An 18,110-nucleotide genomic window follows, 5' to 3' on the forward strand; every position below is an offset into this window, starting at 1 on the left:
AAATTTAGATCTAGAACAAAGTAGAGGATAAATTCTTGAGTCGGTAAGTGCAATATTGTAGTCTTTAATGGAACATAATAAATTACTCCATACCCTATATGCAAATTCTAGCCAACCATGAAGATTTATATCATGCTTTTGAAGATTTATTAGAGCATTGTGATCAATTTTATTTTGCAACGGCTTGGGCAACAGATAAACATGATTTATTTAATCTCTTGCAACAGGTTTCTCATAAAATTAAGTTAGCAGTTGTTGGGCTACATTTTTATCAAACCAGCCCAAAATTTATTGAAGCTTTTAAAGATCATCAGAATTTTTATTTTAAAAAATCTGTAACAGGTGTATTTCATCCAAAGTTCTATATTTTTGAGTTTGAAGCATATTATAAAGTAATTGTGGGGAGCGCAAATTTTACAAAAGGTGCTTTTGAACTTAATGATGAGGTTTCTGTACTGTTAGAGGTTACAAAAAATCATGAGTTTGTAGAAGATTTATTTTTATTGCTTGATCATTATACCGAAGATTATCAATATATTGATGATCTATATTTAGAGTTGTATAAAGAAAAATATTTGTTGAAAATTGAAGTGACTAAAACTATCCGTGAAATAAAAACAACAACACAAATTGAAAAACTTAATATCGCTATTCCAGTCGATATATTGATCAATATGACTTGGTTAGATTTCAAAAAAATGGTCGAAAATGATAATTATGATGGTTATCAGTCAAGATTGGAATTATTAGATCAAGTGAACGTATTATTGCAAAAGAGTACTTTCAGTCAACTAGATAAAGAGTCAAGAAAATTTATATCAGGTATGAAAAATAATGCAAATTTTGCGATAGATTATGGTTGGTTTGGTTCTTTAGAGGGTGCAGGCTTTATGAAGAATGTTGTTAATGAGCATGCAGAAGCATTAGAAAAAGCTTTATCTGAAATTCCTTTAGAGGGAGAGATTAAATTAGAAAATTTTAATCAGTATATTGATAAATTTAATATCGCTTGTGTGCAGCAGAAAAGAAAACCTAAAATTGCTTCTTATACAAGGTTTTTAGCATTAATACGACCAGATTTTTTTGTCGCCATTAATGATAAAAATAAAAAAGGTATTGCTAAAGCATTTGGTTTTAAAACAATTTCAAAAGATAATTATTGGGAACTTTTAGAAAAGTTACATCAACTGACTTGGTATAAAGAGCGTATTTCTAAAGATAATCCTGATTATCATTTATGGATAAAACGAGCTGCAATGTTAGATGCTATCTATTATGAGCATGAATCATAAAAGAAAACGCCATTATAGCGTTTTCTTTTACAAAGCTTTTTGAATTAACCAATCAATTTCTTCATTAATTTATTCACTTGTGTGGGGGAATCTTACAAACTTAATCTTTGGCTTTCCATGAGTATTTTACAGGGTTACTAGCCCCTTTTTTTCTGAACTTTTCAGGAATTCTTTTGCCTAAATATTTGGTCTGAAATTCTGGAGGTGCATTTTTCCCAATAAACCCATATCTTTTTGAGCGTATTTCGTGATTATAGACATCCTCACCTAACAGCATAAAGTTCGGGAAGTTTTCTTGTGTGGCTTCTAACCATTGTTCAGCCACAAATACGCCTTTGATCACACCTTGTACCGTCGCTAAAATTATTTTTGCTTTATTGGCTTCTGAAGGGGTGAGTTTCCATGCAAATCTAACTGCATCATATACGCCACGTTCTAAAGCAGTTCTATTGATTGAAATCAATAGAGCATCATCTGTAATTTCTACAGTTTCAGCTTGATATGCTGTAACAATTTCATGAATATTAGCTACTCCATATTCATTGCTACCTTTGCCACTCATAATATTTGTTAGACCTGAATAAGCATCAATTAATGAAGCCTCAACAACTTCAGCCATATTTTTGCTTTCTAAAGCATGGCGATGAATAATATGGATAACATCTAAACCCGATAATTGAATATCTCTGATCTGTTTCATTTTTAAGCTAAGAAGATCTTCTTCTGTTTCTTTATCAGTTAGCAGCCCATTTACATGATCAAATATTCGATTGTTAACTCCACGACCTATGTAAAAGGTCAAACCATCTCTTGGATCGACTAATCGATAAACATACCATTTAAGATTTTCACAGACTTCTGGACTAAACTTTTCTATTTTCATATTATTAACCCTAAAAACCCCACATAAAGTGAGGTTTTATCTCACAAAAACAATAGAACAGTCAATTCATCAACCAATCAATTTCTTCATTAATTCATTTACTTGAGCTGGATTAGCTTTACCTTTTGCAGCTTTCATGACTTGACCCACGAGACCGTTAAAGGCTTTTTCCTTACCAGACTTGTACTCTTCAACCATTTTTTCATTGGCGGCAAGCACGTCTTTGATAATCGCCTCAATCGCACCTGTATCGGTTTCTTGCTTCAAGCCTTTTTCAGCAATGATGTCATCCGCAGATTTTCCGTCTGCTTCCCACATAAAGCCAAACACTTGCTTCGCAATCTTACCGTTAATGGTGTTATCCACGATACGCGCGATCATGCCACCCAACTGCTCAGCAGAAACAGGGGAGTCTGCCAATTCCAGGCCTGCCTTGTTTAAAGCACCTGAGAATTCACCCATCACCCAGTTTGCAGAGACTTTACCTTGCTTCGCACCACCAGCAGCAGCTACAACCGCTTCATAAAAGTCCGCCATTTCACGGGACAGCGTCAATACGTGTGCATCATATTCCGTTACGCCAAAGTCAGCCATAAAACGGGCACGGCGAGCAGCTGGCAACTCTGGAAGTGCAGCACGAGCCGCTTCAATTTGTTCATCGGCAATGATCACTGGCAATAAGTCTGGATCAGGGAAGTAGCGATAGTCGTTGGCTTCTTCTTTCGAGCGCATTGAACGGGTTTCCATCTTGTTCGGATCGAACAAACGGGTTTCCTGATCAATTGTGCCGCCGTATTCCAAAATTTCCATTTGGCGTTCAATTTCAACATTGATCGCTTGCTCAATGAAACGGAAAGAGTTGAGGTTTTTCAACTCACAGCGTGTGCCAAAAGGTTGACCTGGACGACGCAAAGACACGTTACAGTCGGCACGGAAAGAACCTTCAGCCATGTTACCGTCAGAAATACCTAACCAACGCACCAATGTATGAATCGCCTTGATATAAGCCACAGCTTCTTCAACTGAACGCATATCAGGTTCAGACACGATTTCAAGCAATGGCGTACCAGCGCGGTTTAAGTCGATACCTGACATGCCCTCAAATTGGTCATGGATGGATTTACCAGCATCTTCTTCAAGATGGGCACGAGTTACGCCAATACGCTTCACCGTACCATCTTCAAGCTGAATGTCGATATGACCCAAGCCAACAATCGGATTGTCCATCTGGCTGATCTGGTAGCCTTTTGGCGAATCTGGATAGAAATAGTTTTTACGGGCAAACACAGAGGCTTGGTCGATGTAAGCATCAATACCCAAACCAAAGCGAATCGCAAGATCAACTACTTCAGCATTCAATACTGGCAATACGCCTGGCATGGCCAAATCAACAAGGCTGGCTTGGGTATTTGGGTCTTGACCAAATTCAGTGGATGAACCTGAGAAGATTTTAGACTTGGTGGCAAGCTGAGTGTGGATCTCGATCCCGATAACGACTTCCCAACCGTCAATAAGCTTTAACTTTTGAGCTTCAGTCATTATACATTCTCCTCAGCAATTGCCGCACGTTTAGTATGCCAGTCTGTATTTTGTTGATATTGATGCACAATCGAAAGCAATTGTGATTCTGACCAGTAGTTACCAATCAACTGTAAGCCCACAGGCAAGCTGTCTTTATCAAAGCCAACAGGTGCGTTGATGGCGGGTAGACCTGCCAAGTTCACCGCAAGGGTATAGATATCGCCTAAATACATTTCATTCGGGCTGAGGTTTGCGCCGATTTTGTATGCAGTGGTTGGTGCAGATGGCGCAGCAATCACGTCGACATTTTCAAATGCTTTGAGGAAGTCTTGTTGGATTAAACGACGTACTTTTTGTGCTTTGACATAGTACGCATCGTAGTAACCCGCAGAAAGGGCATAAGTCCCAATCAGGATACGGCGTTGCACTTCCGCACCAAAACCCTCAGAGCGTGAGCGTTTATACAGGTCTAAAATGTCTTTTGGATTGTCACAGCGATAGCCATAACGAACACCATCGTAACGTGATAGGTTGGAAGATGCTTCCGCAGGGGCGATCAAATAGTAAGTCGGCACATAGGCTTCAGTCATGTTGAGATCAATCTCAACCAAGATTGCACCCATCTCTTCAAGCTTTTTCAATGATTCTTCAACGCGCGCTTTCACGTCTGCATCTAAACCAGCCACATTGAAGTACTGTTTTGGAATACCAATGCGTAAGCCTTTGACTGCCGTACCGTTTAGTTTGGCAACGTAATCGTCCACATCTTTATTTACTGAAGTAGAATCTTTGCTGTCATGACCTGCAATCACATTCATCAAATAAGCACAGTCTGCTGCTGATCGTGCCATTGGACCGCCCTGATCCAGTGATGATGCATAGGCAATCATACCAAAGCGAGACACACGACCATAGGTCGGTTTTAAGCCCGTTAAGCCACAGAATGAAGCAGGTTGGCGAATCGAGCCACCAGTATCCGTTCCTGTGGCAATCGGTGCAAGGTCAGCTGCAACAGCCGCTGCGGAACCACCAGACGACCCTCCTGGAACACGATCAAGCGCCCAAGGGTTGGAGGTTGCACCGAAGTAAGAGTTTTCAGAGGTTGAACCCATTGCGAATTCATCCATGTTTACCTTGCCCAAAGTCACAAGACCTGCAGCCTTGGCTTTGGCAACCACAGTTGCATCATAAGGTGAAATAAAGTTATCCAATATTTTTGAACCCGCAGTGGTTTTAATACCCTGGGTACAGAAAATGTCCTTATGTGCCAGTGGAATACCCGCTAGCGCATGTGCATTGCCTGCTTTCAGTGCAGCATCAGCCGCATCAGCTTCAGCAAGTGCCTGTTCTGCCGTCACCGTCACATAACTTTTTACTTTTGGGTCAATATGGGCAATACGTTTTAAATAATGTTCGGTCAATTCACGTGATGAAAACTGGGCCTGTTTTAAGCCCTCGGAAAGTTCACGGATTGATAAGCGATGTAAATCTGTCATATGAAAAATTTCTTTACATTCTAAATATAAAATATTGACTAATCGAATAAATCTTATTCAATTACGCGAGGTACAAGGTACAGACCTGCTTCTGTTGCAGGGGCGACTGCCTGATATTCATCACGGTGATTGCTTTCACTCACCACATCGGCGCGTAAAGGCTGTGGATGGTCAAATGGGCTTTTTAAAGGCTCAACATCATCGGTATTAATGTTTTTCAAGCTTTCCATCATGCCAAGAATTTTATTTAAACTTTGAGCATATTCAGCAGATTGCGTTTCATCTAGGGATAAACGGGCAAGATGCGCAATCCCTGAAACGGTTTGTGCATTTAAGTCCGTCGTCTGCTGAGCATCTGATGATGTAGACATAACTTTACCTAATTCAGTATCAAAAAATTGCAAAATATCGTGCGTTATAATAAGCGATTGACTTGTTCAAAGCATCACATTTCGTTAAAGTTGCCACCTTGTATTCACACAAAGTTTAATTGAGAACGCCCCCGTGATTCTAAAACGACTAATTGGCTTGTTTTCGCCGGATTTAGCCATTGATCTAGGTACTGCAAATACCCTTATTTATGCACCAGGCCGTGGCATTATATTAAATGAACCAACAGTTGTGGCCATTCGTCACAGTGGCTCACAAAAAATTGTGGCGGCTGTAGGGATTGATGCTAAACAAATGTTAGGCCGTACACCAGCGAATATTTCAGCAATTCGTCCAATGAAAGACGGTGTGATTGCCGATTTTGAAGTCACTGAGACCATGTTGAACCAGTTTATTGGCAAGGTGCACGAAAAGCGTCTGTTTCCACCAGCACCGCGTGTGGTGGTGTGTGTGCCATGTAAATCAACATTGGTTGAACGCCGTGCCATTCGTGAGGCTGTGTTTAATGCGGGCGCGCGTGATGTGCGTTTGATCGAAGAGCCGATGGCTGCCGCAATTGGTGCGGGTATGCCAGTTGAACAGGCATGTGGTTCGATGGTGGTGGATGTGGGCGGTGGTACGACCGAGATCGCAATCATTTCATTACAGGGTTGTGTCTACGCAGATTCACTCCGTATCGGTGGTGATGTCTTTGATGAACAGATTATCAACTATGTTCGTAAGGCACACGGTTGCCTGATTGGCGAAACAACGGCTGAAACCATTAAGAAAGAAGTGGGTATGGCGATTGCTGATGGCAAAACGCTACAAATAGAAGTGCGTGGACGTAATTTAGCTGAGGGTGTTCCTCGTGCGATTACCGTAACTTCTGATGAAATTACTCAGGCGATTTCTGATCCACTACAAAGTATTGTCAGCGCTGTAAAATCTGCTTTAGAACAAACTCCACCTGAACTTTCTTCTGATATTGCTGAACGTGGCATTGTTTTAACAGGCGGTGGTGCATTGCTGCGTAACCTGGACAAACTCCTTGCCCAAGAAACAGGTTTACCTGTGATTGTTGCTGATGATCCTTTAACCTGCGTCACCCGTGGTGGCGGTAAAGTCTTAGAGTTTTTTGACAATCCAAACCATGATATGCTTTTCGTTGGTTAAACCATAAGGATCAGGCGGTGCAACCGAATCTTTTTTCAAGACAACCGCCATCTTTTCGCTCCTTTATCATTGCGGTCATTACATGTCTGGTGGTGCTTTTCTTTGACTGGCGCATGCCCTATGTCATCCAGCCTGCAAGGGATGTTCTGTACGCCGCGTATAATCCGATTTATGCGCTGGCAAGCTATCCTGTACTGTCGCGAGAATGGCTGAACCAACAAACCAAATCTGAAACCCAACTGCGCCGTGAAAACACTGCGATGCAGGCTGAACTCTTACAGGCACAGGTTCGACTCCAAAAACTTTCAGAACTCTCTGCGGAAAATAACCGTTTAAGGGGGCTTTTGGATACGCCATTGATTATTGATGGCCGTATGCAAATTGCAGAAGTGATTGGAACAGATGCTGACCCTTTGCGTCATATCATCATTATCAACCGTGGTTCACTGGACCATTTAAAGGTGGGCCAGACTGTTCTGGATGATAAAGGCATTATGGGGCAGTTGATTAGTGTCTATCCGCACAGTTCGCGGGTGATGTTGCTGTCTGATAAAGAACACTCTCTCTCTGTACGTTTGGAACGTACGGGGATGCGTGCAATCGTCTCGGGTACAGGGGATTTGGGACAGCTCAAAATGGAGTATGTACCTACCAGTGCCAATATTCAGGTGGGGGACAAGGTGTTCAGTTCAGGCTTGGGTGAACATTTTCCAGCAGGTTATTTAGTGGGAACGGTGTCTAAGGTGAGCCGTCATACTTCGGGTGAGTTTGCCGAAATTGATGTGAGACCAGCGGCCCAACTTGCCAGTGGCCATCATGTGGTGGTGCTGTTCTCTGAATCCTTAGCGCAGGAGCAACCTTATGCCGATCGCTAAGCTGAATTATGAAAAACGCAAAGACCCACTTTGGATGATCATCATTTCGATTGTGATCGGATCAATCCTGATGGTCTACCCAATCGCCTATGAAGCCTCAGGCTGGCGGCCATCCGTGATGCTGATGATCATGTTGTTCTGGATTCTTTACCAGCCTGTCTGGTGTGGAGTCTGGTTTGCATTCGGCATGGGACTGTTCGTTGATTTGCTGTTGGATGCACCTTTCGGTTTAAATGCACTGAGTTTTGTATTTATTGCCTTTGCGACACGCTATTTTATTCGTGAACGCCGTATCCTCACTTTTGGAAATTCATGGGTGATTGCGATGATTGCGATTGTGACGCATATCATTTTTCTGTGGATTAGCCAGACCATTGCAGGGACACATTTCTCGATTGCGCGTCATTGGCAGCCCGTGCTGACCAGTATCGTGACGTGGCCTCTGGTTTATTATTGTTTACATAAATGGCGCATATAATTCTCGCATCAAGCTCACCCCGTCGGCAGGAGCTGTTAAGGCAACTCAGTCTGGACTTTGATAGTTATAGTCCAGATGTTGATGAGGCTGTGCAGGACGGTGAAACTGTTGAACAGTATGTTGAACGCTTGGCAAGGGACAAGGCTCAGGTTGTTTTAAACCAGTACCCAGAAGCGATTGTGATTGCAGCGGATACCAGTTTAAGTTGTGCTGGAAAGATTATTGGAAAGCCAGAGTCAAAGCAGCATGCCTTTGAAATCTGGTCAGCACTTTCTGGACAGTGGCATGATGTCTACTCTGGAATCTGTGTGGCAAGCAGCTCGAAAATCTTGAGTAGAGTAGTGCGTACCCAGGTTGAGTTCCAACGTTTAAGTCATGTGGAAATGGAAAAATACTGGGCTACTGGCGAACCTATTGGTAAGGCAGGTGCCTATGCGATACAGGGAATTGCGGCGCAATATATTCCACAGATTCGTGGAAGTTACAGTAATGTCGTAGGCTTACCCTTATATGAGACAGTACAGTTATTAGAAAGCGTTAAGGCCTCCGTATAAAATTACCAGGCTGATACTTTCGGATATAAGAATTTTTATAAAATTTTGAGTTGGTTATGGCAGAAGAATTGCTGATTAACGTCACACCGATGGAATGTCGTGTGGCCTTGATTGAAAATGGAACGGTTAATGAATTATTCGTTGAGCGTACGGTAAAGCGTGGTTTAGTGGGTAATATCTACAAGGGCAAGGTGGTGCGGGTGCTGCCAGGAATGCAGGCCGCCTTTGTTGATATTGGTTTGTCCAGAACCGCTTTTTTACATATCAATGATATGGTGTGGTCCCGTTCACAGCCAACTCCCAACGTTTTTGAGTTGCTACATCCTGGGCAAATCCTGACGGTTCAAGTCATGAAAGACATGCTTGGCACTAAAGGCGCCCGACTTAGCACTGACCTTTCTATCCCATCCCGTTATCTGGTGATGATGCCTTTTGGCAAGCATATTGGGGTTTCCCAGCGCATTGAGTCCGAAGAGGAGCGTGACCGTTTACGCAGCATGATTGAGCGTATTCAGGTCGAACACCAGTTACCAGGCAGCGTGATTGTGCGTACTGCCGCAGAGGGAGTGGATGAAGCGGCGATTGTGCAGGACATGTGCTATCTCGCCAAGCTTTGGGAATATATTCAACGTACCCAGCAAAGTACCGTTGTTCCATCCCTGATCTTTGAGGAATTGCCTTTGCCGCGCCGAGTGGTGCGTGATCTGGCCAGTGAACAAACTGCCAAAATTTATGTCGATTCACGGGAAATCTACGGCAAGCTGCAAGAATTTATTGATGAATTTATGCCGAGCATGCATGATCGTCTGATTCATTATCCAGGTGAAAAACCACTGTTTGACTTATACAACGTTGAGGATGATCTACAGAAAGCCTTGCAGACTCGGGTGGCGCTCAAGTCTGGTGGTTACCTGATGATTGACCAGACCGAAGCCATGACCACGATTGATGTCAATACAGGCTCTTATGTGGGTGGTCGTAGTTTAGAAGACACTGTGTTTAAGACCAATATGGAAGCCACACAGGTGATTGCAAGACAACTGCGTCTGCGTAATCTTGGCGGGATTATTATTATTGACTTCATTGACATGCAGGAAGCCGAACACCGTGACGAGGTGATGCGGCAGTTTGAAAAGATGCTGGAACGGGATCATGCTAAGACCAAGATTACCCAGGTTTCGGAACTTGGTCTGGTTGAAATGACCCGCAAACGTACTCGCGAGTCTCTGGAACATTTACTGTGTGAATCATGCCCAACTTGTCAGGGGCGTGGTTATGTGAAGACCGCGGAGACAGTATGTTACGAAATATTTCGAGAAATCCTGCGCTATGCCCGTGCATTTGATTCCAAGGGTGGCTTTACTGTCGTTGCACATCCAGCGGTCATTGATCGGCTACTCACAGCAGAAGCCCCAGCCGTGGCGGATCTGGAACATTTCATTAATCGCGTGATTAAATTTCAGGTCGAAAATCTGTATACGCAAGAGCAATACGATATCATTTTAAGCTAAAGTTGTAACAATATTTCGCTTAATCCTTGTTACAACTGAAATTTTACTTTCGATCACAAATTTTAAATACTAGAACAATAAAATGAGCCATAGGCACTATTGGGTGTCTTAGCAAAATATAAGAGGTATATAACTATGAATGTTAGTGAAAGATTAGTGAATCACGGTTTTAAGCATGTTTTGGACAGTAATCCTGTAAATACGTGCTATATGGTTGATAGCCAAGGTAAAGAGGTTCAGATTACCACCGCCATGATTCGTTCCGCTTGTCATCAGCTTTTACAACGTTGCCGTGCAATTAAAAAATAAGGGGCTATGTAAAGCCCCTTAATTTTTTCTGCGAACTTAATTCGCAACTTTCTGTTCTGGCAAGTCCTGAATCGCCTGTTCAAAACGCTGAATTTCATCCTCTAAATGCGTAAGAAGTGTCTGCATTTTTGGTACAGTATTACGACACGCAATTAAACCGACTTCCAACTTGTCCAGATAACTGGTCATGGTGATGTTGAGTGCTTGACCATCCATGACGATAGATGCAGGGTAGAGCGCATCAAGTTTCGCACCATTCCAGTATAAAGGTTCACGTGGGCCTGGTACATTCGAGATCACAAGATTAAATGCCTGATGTTTTGGAAGCATGCCTGAAGCAATGTTTAAACCTGCTGGCCCATAGACTAATGCACTATAGTTTAGGATTTCGTTTGCACTCATGCGGCTAAACCGCTGTTTTGAGTTCTGCACGCTACGGCGAATAATTTCTAAACGTTCAATTGGGTCCGCAATATGGGTGGCTAAATTTGCCAGAATCATGGTGATACGGTTGCTGAACTCAGAATCATCTGTACGCAATGAAGCAGGCACCATTGCAATTAACGGTTTTTTCGGCAAACTATTTTGATTGATCAAATATTCACGTAATGCACCAGAACATACCGCCAATACCACATCATTAAGGGTAACGCCCAGTGTTTTGGCAATACGACGGAAACGTTCCAGCTCAAAAGACTGGGCAGCAAAACGGCGGGAAGAGCTTACACGTTGGTTTAAAATTGACGGTGGTGCCTGAAATGTTGACACATGGTCAGGGTTTTTCCCAATTTCCTTAAACAGTGTTTGTGAAAGTTCCTGCATCACTTTAGGTGCAATTTCACACTGGGATTTAATCGTATCCAGAACTCCCCTGATTTTACTGACAGCAGGGGTTTTAGGTGCTTTCAAGCGTTTAGTACGCTTTCCTTCGACACACCATAATGGCACGACATGCTTTTCATTCGGATCTTTTGAAAGCGATTTTTCAATCAGACGCATACCTGCAACGCCATCTACCATCGCATGATGAATTTTGAAATACATCGCAAAACGATTCCCTTCGATTCCTTCAATCACATCGCAGGTCCAAAGTGGTTTTGCACGATCAAGCAGTGAGCTATGTTGCTGCGAGATATAGACCAGCAATTCACGGATACGGCCTGGGTTTGGTAAGGCAATATGGCGGAAATGGTGGTCAATATCGAACTCTTCATCCTCTCCCCAAAATAGCCCATTGAGCTGGTTGTTGAATGGTGGAACAGGAATACTTTTTGATTGTCGGATATCTTGAACTAGGTCATGAACGAAAGTAGGCGATGCATTTTCTGGAATCTCAAATAAAAACAAGCCACCTACATGCATAGGTTGCTGTCTTTTCTCTAAAGAAAGAAAAATGAAATCGATTGGGTGTAATGGGCGCATGTATATAGCCTCTCCTTGCATTTTTTATAAGATACTTGTAGGGTCTGATGACACTTCAATCATGCCGTGCATAGTCTAAACAATGTGCTATATCGCAATGGAACATAGCTCGCAAGATCGCATCCAACACACCCTATAATTCTTATTAGAATTATTGAACCGTTGTATGAAGTATATACGGTTTGTTCTGGTTAAAATATGACTTTGTACAGAGGAGTCAGAAAAAATAAAACCACTGACGAATCAGTGGTTTTTATATACCAAATCTGCTAGGCACTATTATTTAAGATTGCCTGCATGCAAACCACATTCCTTATGGGTTGCCTCTTCCCACCACCAGCGACCTTCACGTTCATGCTGATTCGGAAGTACAGGGCGAGTACATGGTTCACAACCAATCGAGATAAAACCACGCTCATGCAGTGGGTTGTATGGAATCTCCATCATCCGAATGTAACTCCATACATCCGCGCTGCTCCAGTTGGCAAGCGGGTTGTATTTAATCAGTTGTTTGCCCTCGCCAGAGAAGCCGACATCGGCTTGAATCACAGGAACATCACTGCGGGTTGGACTCTGGTCCTTACGTTGCCCTGTAATCCAGCCATCTAAAGTGGCAAGTTTCTTACGCAAAGGTTGCACTTTTCGAACACCACAACATTCCTGATGCCCATCTTCAAAAAAGCTAAACAACCCTTTTTCATTAACCAGTTGTTGTACTGCTGCGGATTCAGGGAAGCAGATTTCAATAGTGATATTATAGTGCTTACGGACCGTTTCAATAAATTGATAGGTTTCCGCATGCAAACGACCTGTATCCAGACTAAACACGCAAAAGGGTTTGCCAAGACGTGAGGCAATATCAATCAGCACAACATCTTCCGCACCCGAAAATGAAATTGCAATCTCACCTTGCTGGCTAAGTGCGAGTTCTAAAATTTCTCGTGGCGATTTGTCTGCGTATTCAGCAGCGAGCGCATCTACAAGGTCAATAGTAGGAATAACAGTCATGAATGTTCCTGGCGATAGGCTTGGGCACAATTGTAAATCATTATAAGCAAAGCTGTTGGCCTGCTTGTGGTTTTAATCTTGCAGAATAAAACCGTTTTATTCAACAACAGCGCAAAATTGAAAATGTTAATGGTATGATACAGCAATTTTTAACCAACATTGGAAGCATTCATGGAAATCGTCTGCCTAGATCTTGAAGGGGTTTTGGTTCCAGAAATCTGGATTAATTTTGCAAAGAAAACTGGTATTAAAGAACTCGAGGCAACAACTCGTGATATTCCAGATTATGATGTATTAATGACCCAGCGTTTAAACATCCTGAAACAACATGGTTTGGGTTTAAATGACATTCAAGACGTTATTGCAGACATGGGGCCTTTTGAAGGTGCGAGAGAATTTGTGGAATGGGTGCGTACTCATTTTCAACTGATTATTTTATCTGATACATTCTATGAGTTTGCCCATCCATTGATGAAGCAGTTAGGCTGGCCAACAATTTTCTGTCATAAACTTGAGACCGATGAAAATGGCATGATTACTGCCTATAAACTGCGTCAACCAGATCAAAAGCGTCAAGCTGTAAAAGCATTACATGGTTTGAATTTCCGCGTGATTGCTGCTGGTGATTCCTATAACGACACAACCATGCTGGGTGAGGCTGATCACGGTTTCCTGTTTGATGCGCCAGACAATGTAATTGCTGAATTTCCACAGTTTCCACCACTGCATGGTTATGAAGCATTAAAGCAGGCGATTCGTTCAGTATCTCAGCGTAATATTCCAGAATAGATCTCTTGCAAAACCCCCTATAGTTCCCCCTTGAGAAGGGGGAAAACAAAGGGGTTGTAAATATTTTTACAAGAGGTCTAATAATTTTAAATTTTTGAGCACTAAAAAAGGCGAGTCATGAATGACTCGCCTTTTTTATAGATTGGGGTTGGCTTAGAAGCGGTAGCCCAATTTTAAACCATAAGCGATAGCGTTGTTGTCTTCAAATTCAGCAACATAGTTTGGAGTGTCAAATTGAGAAGCAGCTTGAGCTTTGGCATCACCTAACCAGAAGTATTTTACGCCACCAGCAATAAAGGTCGCAGGGGTAGGGCTGTATTGAACACCAACACCTAAGTTCCAGTAACCTTCGGTAGGACCTAAGGTTGATACAGGGTTACCTGCACCAGAGTCCCAACCTACAGAGACATTACCTGCCCATTTGTCAGTCACTTTGCGACCAACACCAGCGTTTACAGACCATTGGTCATCAGTATATGCAACAAGAGCAAATTCAGGTTTACCTGTTGATGCTTGTACAGCAGGATTTTTGCTTGCTGTAGTAAATTTATCAGGCTGGATTGAGAAATCCTTCCAATTTACCCAGCGAATGTTAGCAAAGGCAACTGTGTCCGCCATGATCCCTGTTTGTAAATCAAGGTTAACAGATTGAGGTGTTGTAATATCTGTTTCTTTGGCTGGAATTGCATTTAAGCCAGCAAATAATCCAAGAGAGCTAAAACTTTCTTTTGCATCAGTTGAGTGTTTAATTTCAGAACGATAGGTTACAGATGCTTTTAATGCAATTTCTGGAATTTGATATGCAGCACCAGCTAACCAACCGATATCTCCAGTTTCTTTGATATCTGCGTTATATCCACCGAAAGTTGCAGAACCACCGTAAGCAGTACCACGGAGTTGAATATTACCTTTTACAGTTTGGTAGACTGGACCAGCATAAAAGTTTAAATTTTTATTTGGTTGAAAACCAAGAATCATAGAAAGGTTCTGAGTTTCAACTTCTACAGAAGTTCCTTGAGTGCCATTATGAAATGCACCTTGTCCTTGAAGTGCAGCAGCGGCACCAGGAAGCGCAGCAGGTAATTTTGCTGTATCAGTTGAATAGGTTGCTTTTGCTCCAAATGGTTGATCATAAATCAAACCAAATGAAAGTTGGTCAGCAAGTTGTAATTTTAGTGCTGCATGAGCAAACTGATAAGAATCAGCCATTTCACCAACACTAGTATTGGAGAGTAATGGTAGCGCAGCATTCGGGTAATTGGCTTTAGTTGTTCCTGAAACATCTGCATCTAGAACCGAAAGACCAGCTTCAAAATAGTTACCTGGTTGGAAAAAAGCAGACATTGACTGACCTGAACGATCCAGTGCTGCTGCAAAAGCTCCAGTTGCAGGTAGCGTCGCTAAGACCATGGCAGTGCTAAGATATTTTAATTTCATTTTAAATCTTTCCTTGAACTTCAAGATTCTAAGTATTGACGAAGCTATGATTGGCTATAGCTTCATGTAACAAAAATACCATAATTAAAATAAGAGTAAATGTTCTAAATGAACTACACAGTACGATTTTTTACATGAAATTTAACAAAAAAATGCTATAAAATTTAATATACATCTGTGTTTTTATTGATAATGTGATGAAAAATATAAACTATTTTTCTAAGATCATAAGGTCAAATTTTTGCATTTTTACTAAAAAATTTTTTTGTAAGGTCAAGAGTTTTTTGTAAAAAATAGAATTTTTATAGAGGTGTTCCCACTTTTTTGAACAACTAAAAGCTTATTTATAAGTAATATTCTGCTCTATAGCTGAATACGTAATTTATCCATTGGAGCGTAAAACCTCGGGGTTTAGCCCGAGGATATAAGCGACTGGCGTAAGCCATACGACATGAAATGTCGTTTTAAATACTTTTGCTATAATCACTATTAAGAAAAATACGGTTAAAATAATTGTATGAAGACACTCAAATTACGAATAAAAGACAAACATTGCAAGATGCTAGACCAACTAGCGTTGGAGGTAAACTTTGTTTGGAATTATGTCAATGATTTGTGTTTCAAGCATCTACAACGCAAACAACAATTCTTTTCAGCATACGATATTGCTAAATACACGAAAGGCACATCGAAAGAATGCAATTTGCATAGTCAAACCATTCAAGCCATAACAGAAGAACTCATTACACGCAGAAAGCAATTCAAAAAAGCAAAACTGAAATGGCGAGTCAGCAATAAAAAATCAGCTAGGCGTTCATTGGGCTGGATACCATTCAAAAAAGTTGCAATCAAATATGCTAATGGCTATGTTCAATACGGCAAGCATCAATTCAAACTATGGGATAGTTACGGACTATCAAAATACAACGTCAAAACAGGCTCGTTTGTAGAGGATAGTCGTGGGCGTTGGTATGTCTGTCTTGTAGTTGATTCAATTAAAACAGAGAAAACCAGCGCTAAAACCTCAATTGGTATAGATTTGGGATTAAAAGACTTAGCTACTTGTTCAGATGGTATAAAGCTCAAAGCCCCTAAAATCTATCGCCAATATGAACAAAAACTTGGCATTGCTCAACGTGCAAAAAATAAGAAACGCGTCAAAGCGATTCACGCCAAGATTAAAAATATACGTCAAAACATGTTGCATCAATTCAGCCATAAACTGGTGAATGAACATGCAGCAATCTTCGTTGGCAATGTGAATGCCAAAGCACTCGCACAAACTAAATTAGCTAAATCAGTGCTAGATGCAAGTTGGACAACACTAAGAACCATGCTCAAGTATAAATGCGAGAACGCAGGGGTATGGTATGAAGAAGTCAATGAAGCGTATACCACCCAAACGTGTTCGTGCTGTGGCTCACGCTGTAGTAGTCCGAAAGGTAGGACAGGTCTTGGAATAAGAGAATGGCAGTGCATGGAGTGCGGTACGCTCCATGATCGGGATGTAAATTCCGCACTGAATATTCTTGCGCTCGGACATGAGCGTCTCGCAGGAGGAATCCCCGTCCTTTAGGTCGGGGAGGATGTCAAGGCGAATTCAAACATGAGGTGCGACAATATTAGGAATATGAACCAACAAAAATGTGGAGCTATATTGGTAACTATAAATGGAAAAGTATTGAGCTAAAACAACAGGATGCACAAGGAAAATGGTTGCAGACAGTATGGCAGGTGGATGAATCTCCATGTTATGCAGGTTTGGGGCGTTGGACCAAAGATAATGGGGTAACGGAATGGACTTCAAATGAAACCTATCGTCCATTGCCACGCCGTGAGCATACGATTCGTAATGATTACGATGTGATTATTGGGACCAACCACCATGCATTGACAGCAACGGGTTGGGTGCATGAACAGGACAATATCAAGTTTGATAGCAAGACCATACTGCGCTGGCACGCAAATTGGGTGAATCAATACTTAGGTCTTTTTTATTTCTGGCATGCCATTTGCTTTTAAATAATTAGACAGGCAAAGATGCCTATTTCAATTAATCACTACGTTTTTATGGGCAAAGGGGCCTAAAGCTGAAAGATGCTTTAGGCCCTTTTTTTATAAAAATTTTTAAAGAAACTATAGAGGATTGTTTATGTCGTATATTGCGCCATCCGAGTTTGCGGTCAAGGTTGTTGATGCAGGCGAATCAAAACTGCATATGGCAACACGGGATGTGATGATTCGTGCCTATATGGCAGGGGCAATCCTTGCGATTGCGGCTGTATTTGCGGTGACGATTGGGATTCAAACAGGTGTGCCACTTATTGGTGCGTTGTTGTTCCCAGTGGGATTTTGCATGTTGTATTTATTGGGTTATGACCTATTAACGGGCGTTTTTGTATTAACGCCATTGGCATGGATCGACAAGCGTCCAGGGGTGACCATTCCAAGAATCCTGAAACACTGGGGCTGGGTGTTTTTAGGTAATTTCGCGGGTGCATTAACCGTCGCTGTGTTGATGGCAGCTGTTTATACTTATGGATTTGCCACTGAACCAAATGAAATTGGTAATAAAATTGCGCATATTGGTGAAAACCGAACCATTGGCTATAAGGAATATGGCTTTGGTGGCTGGATGACAATTTTCATTCGCGGCATGCTGTGTAACTGGATGGTTTCACTGGGGGTGATTGGTGCGATGATCTCGACCTCGGTGAGTGGTAAGTTCATTGCCATGTGGATGCCTGTGATGCTGTTCTTTGCCATGGGCTTTGAGCATTCTGTGGTGAATATGTTCCTGTTCCCATTTGCCATGATGATGGGTGGTGATTTTTCAATTATGGATTATTTCCTATGGAATGAGATTCCAGTTGCATTGGGGAATTTAGTGGGTGGTCTGGCTTTGACAGGTCTTGCGCTCTATACCACGCATGTTAAAACAGCACCAAAACGTAGCTTCTAATGATTTGCTATTGAATGGCATAAGGGAA

The 18,110-nt window shown here is 41.8% G+C and carries 17 protein-coding genes and 1 pseudogene; 11 read left to right on the plus strand and 7 right to left on the minus strand.

The annotated features are described in order from the left end of the window. The first annotated feature begins 98 nt into the window (after window positions 1-98). Window positions 99-1,292 (plus strand): phospholipase D family protein, encoded by a 1,194-nt coding sequence (locus F973_RS07115; RefSeq protein ID WP_004760891.1) that lies wholly within the window; start codon window positions 99-101, stop codon window positions 1,290-1,292. Window positions 1,293-1,392: 100 nt separating this feature from the next. Here F973_RS07115 and F973_RS07120 read toward each other — a convergent pair whose 3' ends face one another. From F973_RS07120 to gatC, 4 genes are all read right to left on the minus strand, one after another. After that, window positions 1,393-2,175, minus strand: coding sequence for an LEM-3-like GIY-YIG domain-containing protein (locus F973_RS07120; RefSeq protein ID WP_004678216.1), 783 nt, complete (start codon window positions 2,173-2,175; stop codon window positions 1,393-1,395). 69 nt (window positions 2,176-2,244) lie between these two features. Further along, the gene (gene gatB / locus F973_RS07125) at window positions 2,245-3,714 is read right to left on the minus strand and encodes an Asp-tRNA(Asn)/Glu-tRNA(Gln) amidotransferase subunit GatB (protein ID WP_004760892.1); all 1,470 of its coding nucleotides are present in this window, start codon (window positions 3,712-3,714) and stop codon (window positions 2,245-2,247) included. After that, on the minus strand, window positions 3,714-5,192 hold the full coding sequence (gene gatA / locus F973_RS07130; RefSeq protein ID WP_004760894.1) for an Asp-tRNA(Asn)/Glu-tRNA(Gln) amidotransferase subunit GatA: 1,479 nt from the start codon (window positions 5,190-5,192) through the stop codon (window positions 3,714-3,716). The genes gatB and gatA overlap by 1 nt, the downstream gene beginning before the upstream one ends. A gap of 53 nt (window positions 5,193-5,245) precedes the next feature. Further along, window positions 5,246-5,563, minus strand: a complete 318-nt coding sequence (gene gatC, locus F973_RS07135) for an Asp-tRNA(Asn)/Glu-tRNA(Gln) amidotransferase subunit GatC (RefSeq protein ID WP_004678212.1) — start codon at window positions 5,561-5,563, stop codon at window positions 5,246-5,248. Between the two features lie 133 nt (window positions 5,564-5,696). Here gatC and F973_RS07140 point away from each other — a divergent pair, with 133 nt between their 5' ends. From F973_RS07140 to F973_RS15055, 6 genes are all read left to right on the plus strand, one after another. Next, the gene (locus tag F973_RS07140; protein ID WP_004678210.1) at window positions 5,697-6,737 is read left to right on the plus strand and encodes a rod shape-determining protein; all 1,041 of its coding nucleotides are present in this window, start codon (window positions 5,697-5,699) and stop codon (window positions 6,735-6,737) included. Between the two features lie 17 nt (window positions 6,738-6,754). After that, the gene (mreC, locus tag F973_RS07145) at window positions 6,755-7,612 is read left to right on the plus strand and encodes a rod shape-determining protein MreC (RefSeq protein ID WP_004678209.1); all 858 of its coding nucleotides are present in this window, start codon (window positions 6,755-6,757) and stop codon (window positions 7,610-7,612) included. Next, window positions 7,599-8,090: a rod shape-determining protein MreD gene (mreD, locus tag F973_RS07150; RefSeq protein WP_004760895.1), complete on the plus strand. Its 492-nt coding sequence runs from the start codon at window positions 7,599-7,601 to the stop codon at window positions 8,088-8,090. The genes mreC and mreD overlap by 14 nt, the downstream gene beginning before the upstream one ends. Beyond that, the gene (locus tag F973_RS07155) at window positions 8,078-8,644 is read left to right on the plus strand and encodes a Maf-like protein (protein ID WP_004760897.1); all 567 of its coding nucleotides are present in this window, start codon (window positions 8,078-8,080) and stop codon (window positions 8,642-8,644) included. The genes mreD and F973_RS07155 overlap by 13 nt, the downstream gene beginning before the upstream one ends. 56 nt (window positions 8,645-8,700) lie before the next feature. Next, the gene (gene rng / locus F973_RS07160; RefSeq protein ID WP_004760899.1) at window positions 8,701-10,155 is read left to right on the plus strand and encodes a ribonuclease G; all 1,455 of its coding nucleotides are present in this window, start codon (window positions 8,701-8,703) and stop codon (window positions 10,153-10,155) included. Window positions 10,156-10,290: 135 nt separating this feature from the next. Next, window positions 10,291-10,464, plus strand: coding sequence for a PA1571 family protein (locus F973_RS15055; protein ID WP_004681609.1), 174 nt, complete (start codon window positions 10,291-10,293; stop codon window positions 10,462-10,464). A 36-nt stretch (window positions 10,465-10,500) separates the two neighbouring features. Here F973_RS15055 and F973_RS07165 read toward each other — a convergent pair whose 3' ends face one another. Then, window positions 10,501-11,886, minus strand: a complete 1,386-nt coding sequence (locus tag F973_RS07165) for a WS/DGAT/MGAT family O-acyltransferase (protein WP_004760901.1) — start codon at window positions 11,884-11,886, stop codon at window positions 10,501-10,503. A 279-nt stretch (window positions 11,887-12,165) separates the two neighbouring features. Further along, a complete protein-coding gene (locus tag F973_RS07170) occupies window positions 12,166-12,894 on the minus strand; it encodes a phosphoadenylyl-sulfate reductase (protein WP_004760902.1) in 729 nt (242 codons plus the stop codon). 171 nt (window positions 12,895-13,065) lie between these two features. On the opposite strand from F973_RS07170, the gene thrH reads away from it, so the two are divergent. Further along, window positions 13,066-13,683 carry a bifunctional phosphoserine phosphatase/homoserine phosphotransferase ThrH gene (gene thrH / locus F973_RS07175; RefSeq protein WP_004678194.1) on the plus strand — a complete coding sequence of 206 codons (618 nt, stop codon included), beginning with the start codon at window positions 13,066-13,068 and terminating at the stop codon, window positions 13,681-13,683. 153 nt (window positions 13,684-13,836) lie between these two features. Here thrH and F973_RS07180 read toward each other — a convergent pair whose 3' ends face one another. Further along, window positions 13,837-15,120, minus strand: coding sequence for an OmpP1/FadL family transporter (locus F973_RS07180; protein ID WP_004760904.1), 1,284 nt, complete (start codon window positions 15,118-15,120; stop codon window positions 13,837-13,839). Window positions 15,121-15,637: 517 nt separating this feature from the next. Between F973_RS07180 and F973_RS07185 the strand changes: the two genes are divergently transcribed. From F973_RS07185 to F973_RS07195, 3 genes and pseudogenes are all read left to right on the plus strand, one after another. After that, window positions 15,638-16,696: an RNA-guided endonuclease InsQ/TnpB family protein gene (locus F973_RS07185; protein ID WP_034432381.1), complete on the plus strand. Its 1,059-nt coding sequence runs from the start codon at window positions 15,638-15,640 to the stop codon at window positions 16,694-16,696. A gap of 50 nt (window positions 16,697-16,746) precedes the next feature. Next, window positions 16,747-17,093, plus strand: a pseudogene (locus F973_RS07190) (DUF6607 family protein); the annotation flags it as partial. A gap of 179 nt (window positions 17,094-17,272) precedes the next feature. Then, window positions 17,273-18,082 (plus strand): formate/nitrite transporter family protein, encoded by an 810-nt coding sequence (locus tag F973_RS07195; protein WP_004756001.1) that lies wholly within the window; start codon window positions 17,273-17,275, stop codon window positions 18,080-18,082. Window positions 18,083-18,110: the final 28 nt, after the last annotated feature.

This window comes from Acinetobacter sp. CIP 102129 (assembly GCF_000368305.1).
Classification (GTDB): Bacteria; Pseudomonadota; Gammaproteobacteria; order Pseudomonadales; family Moraxellaceae; genus Acinetobacter; species Acinetobacter parvus.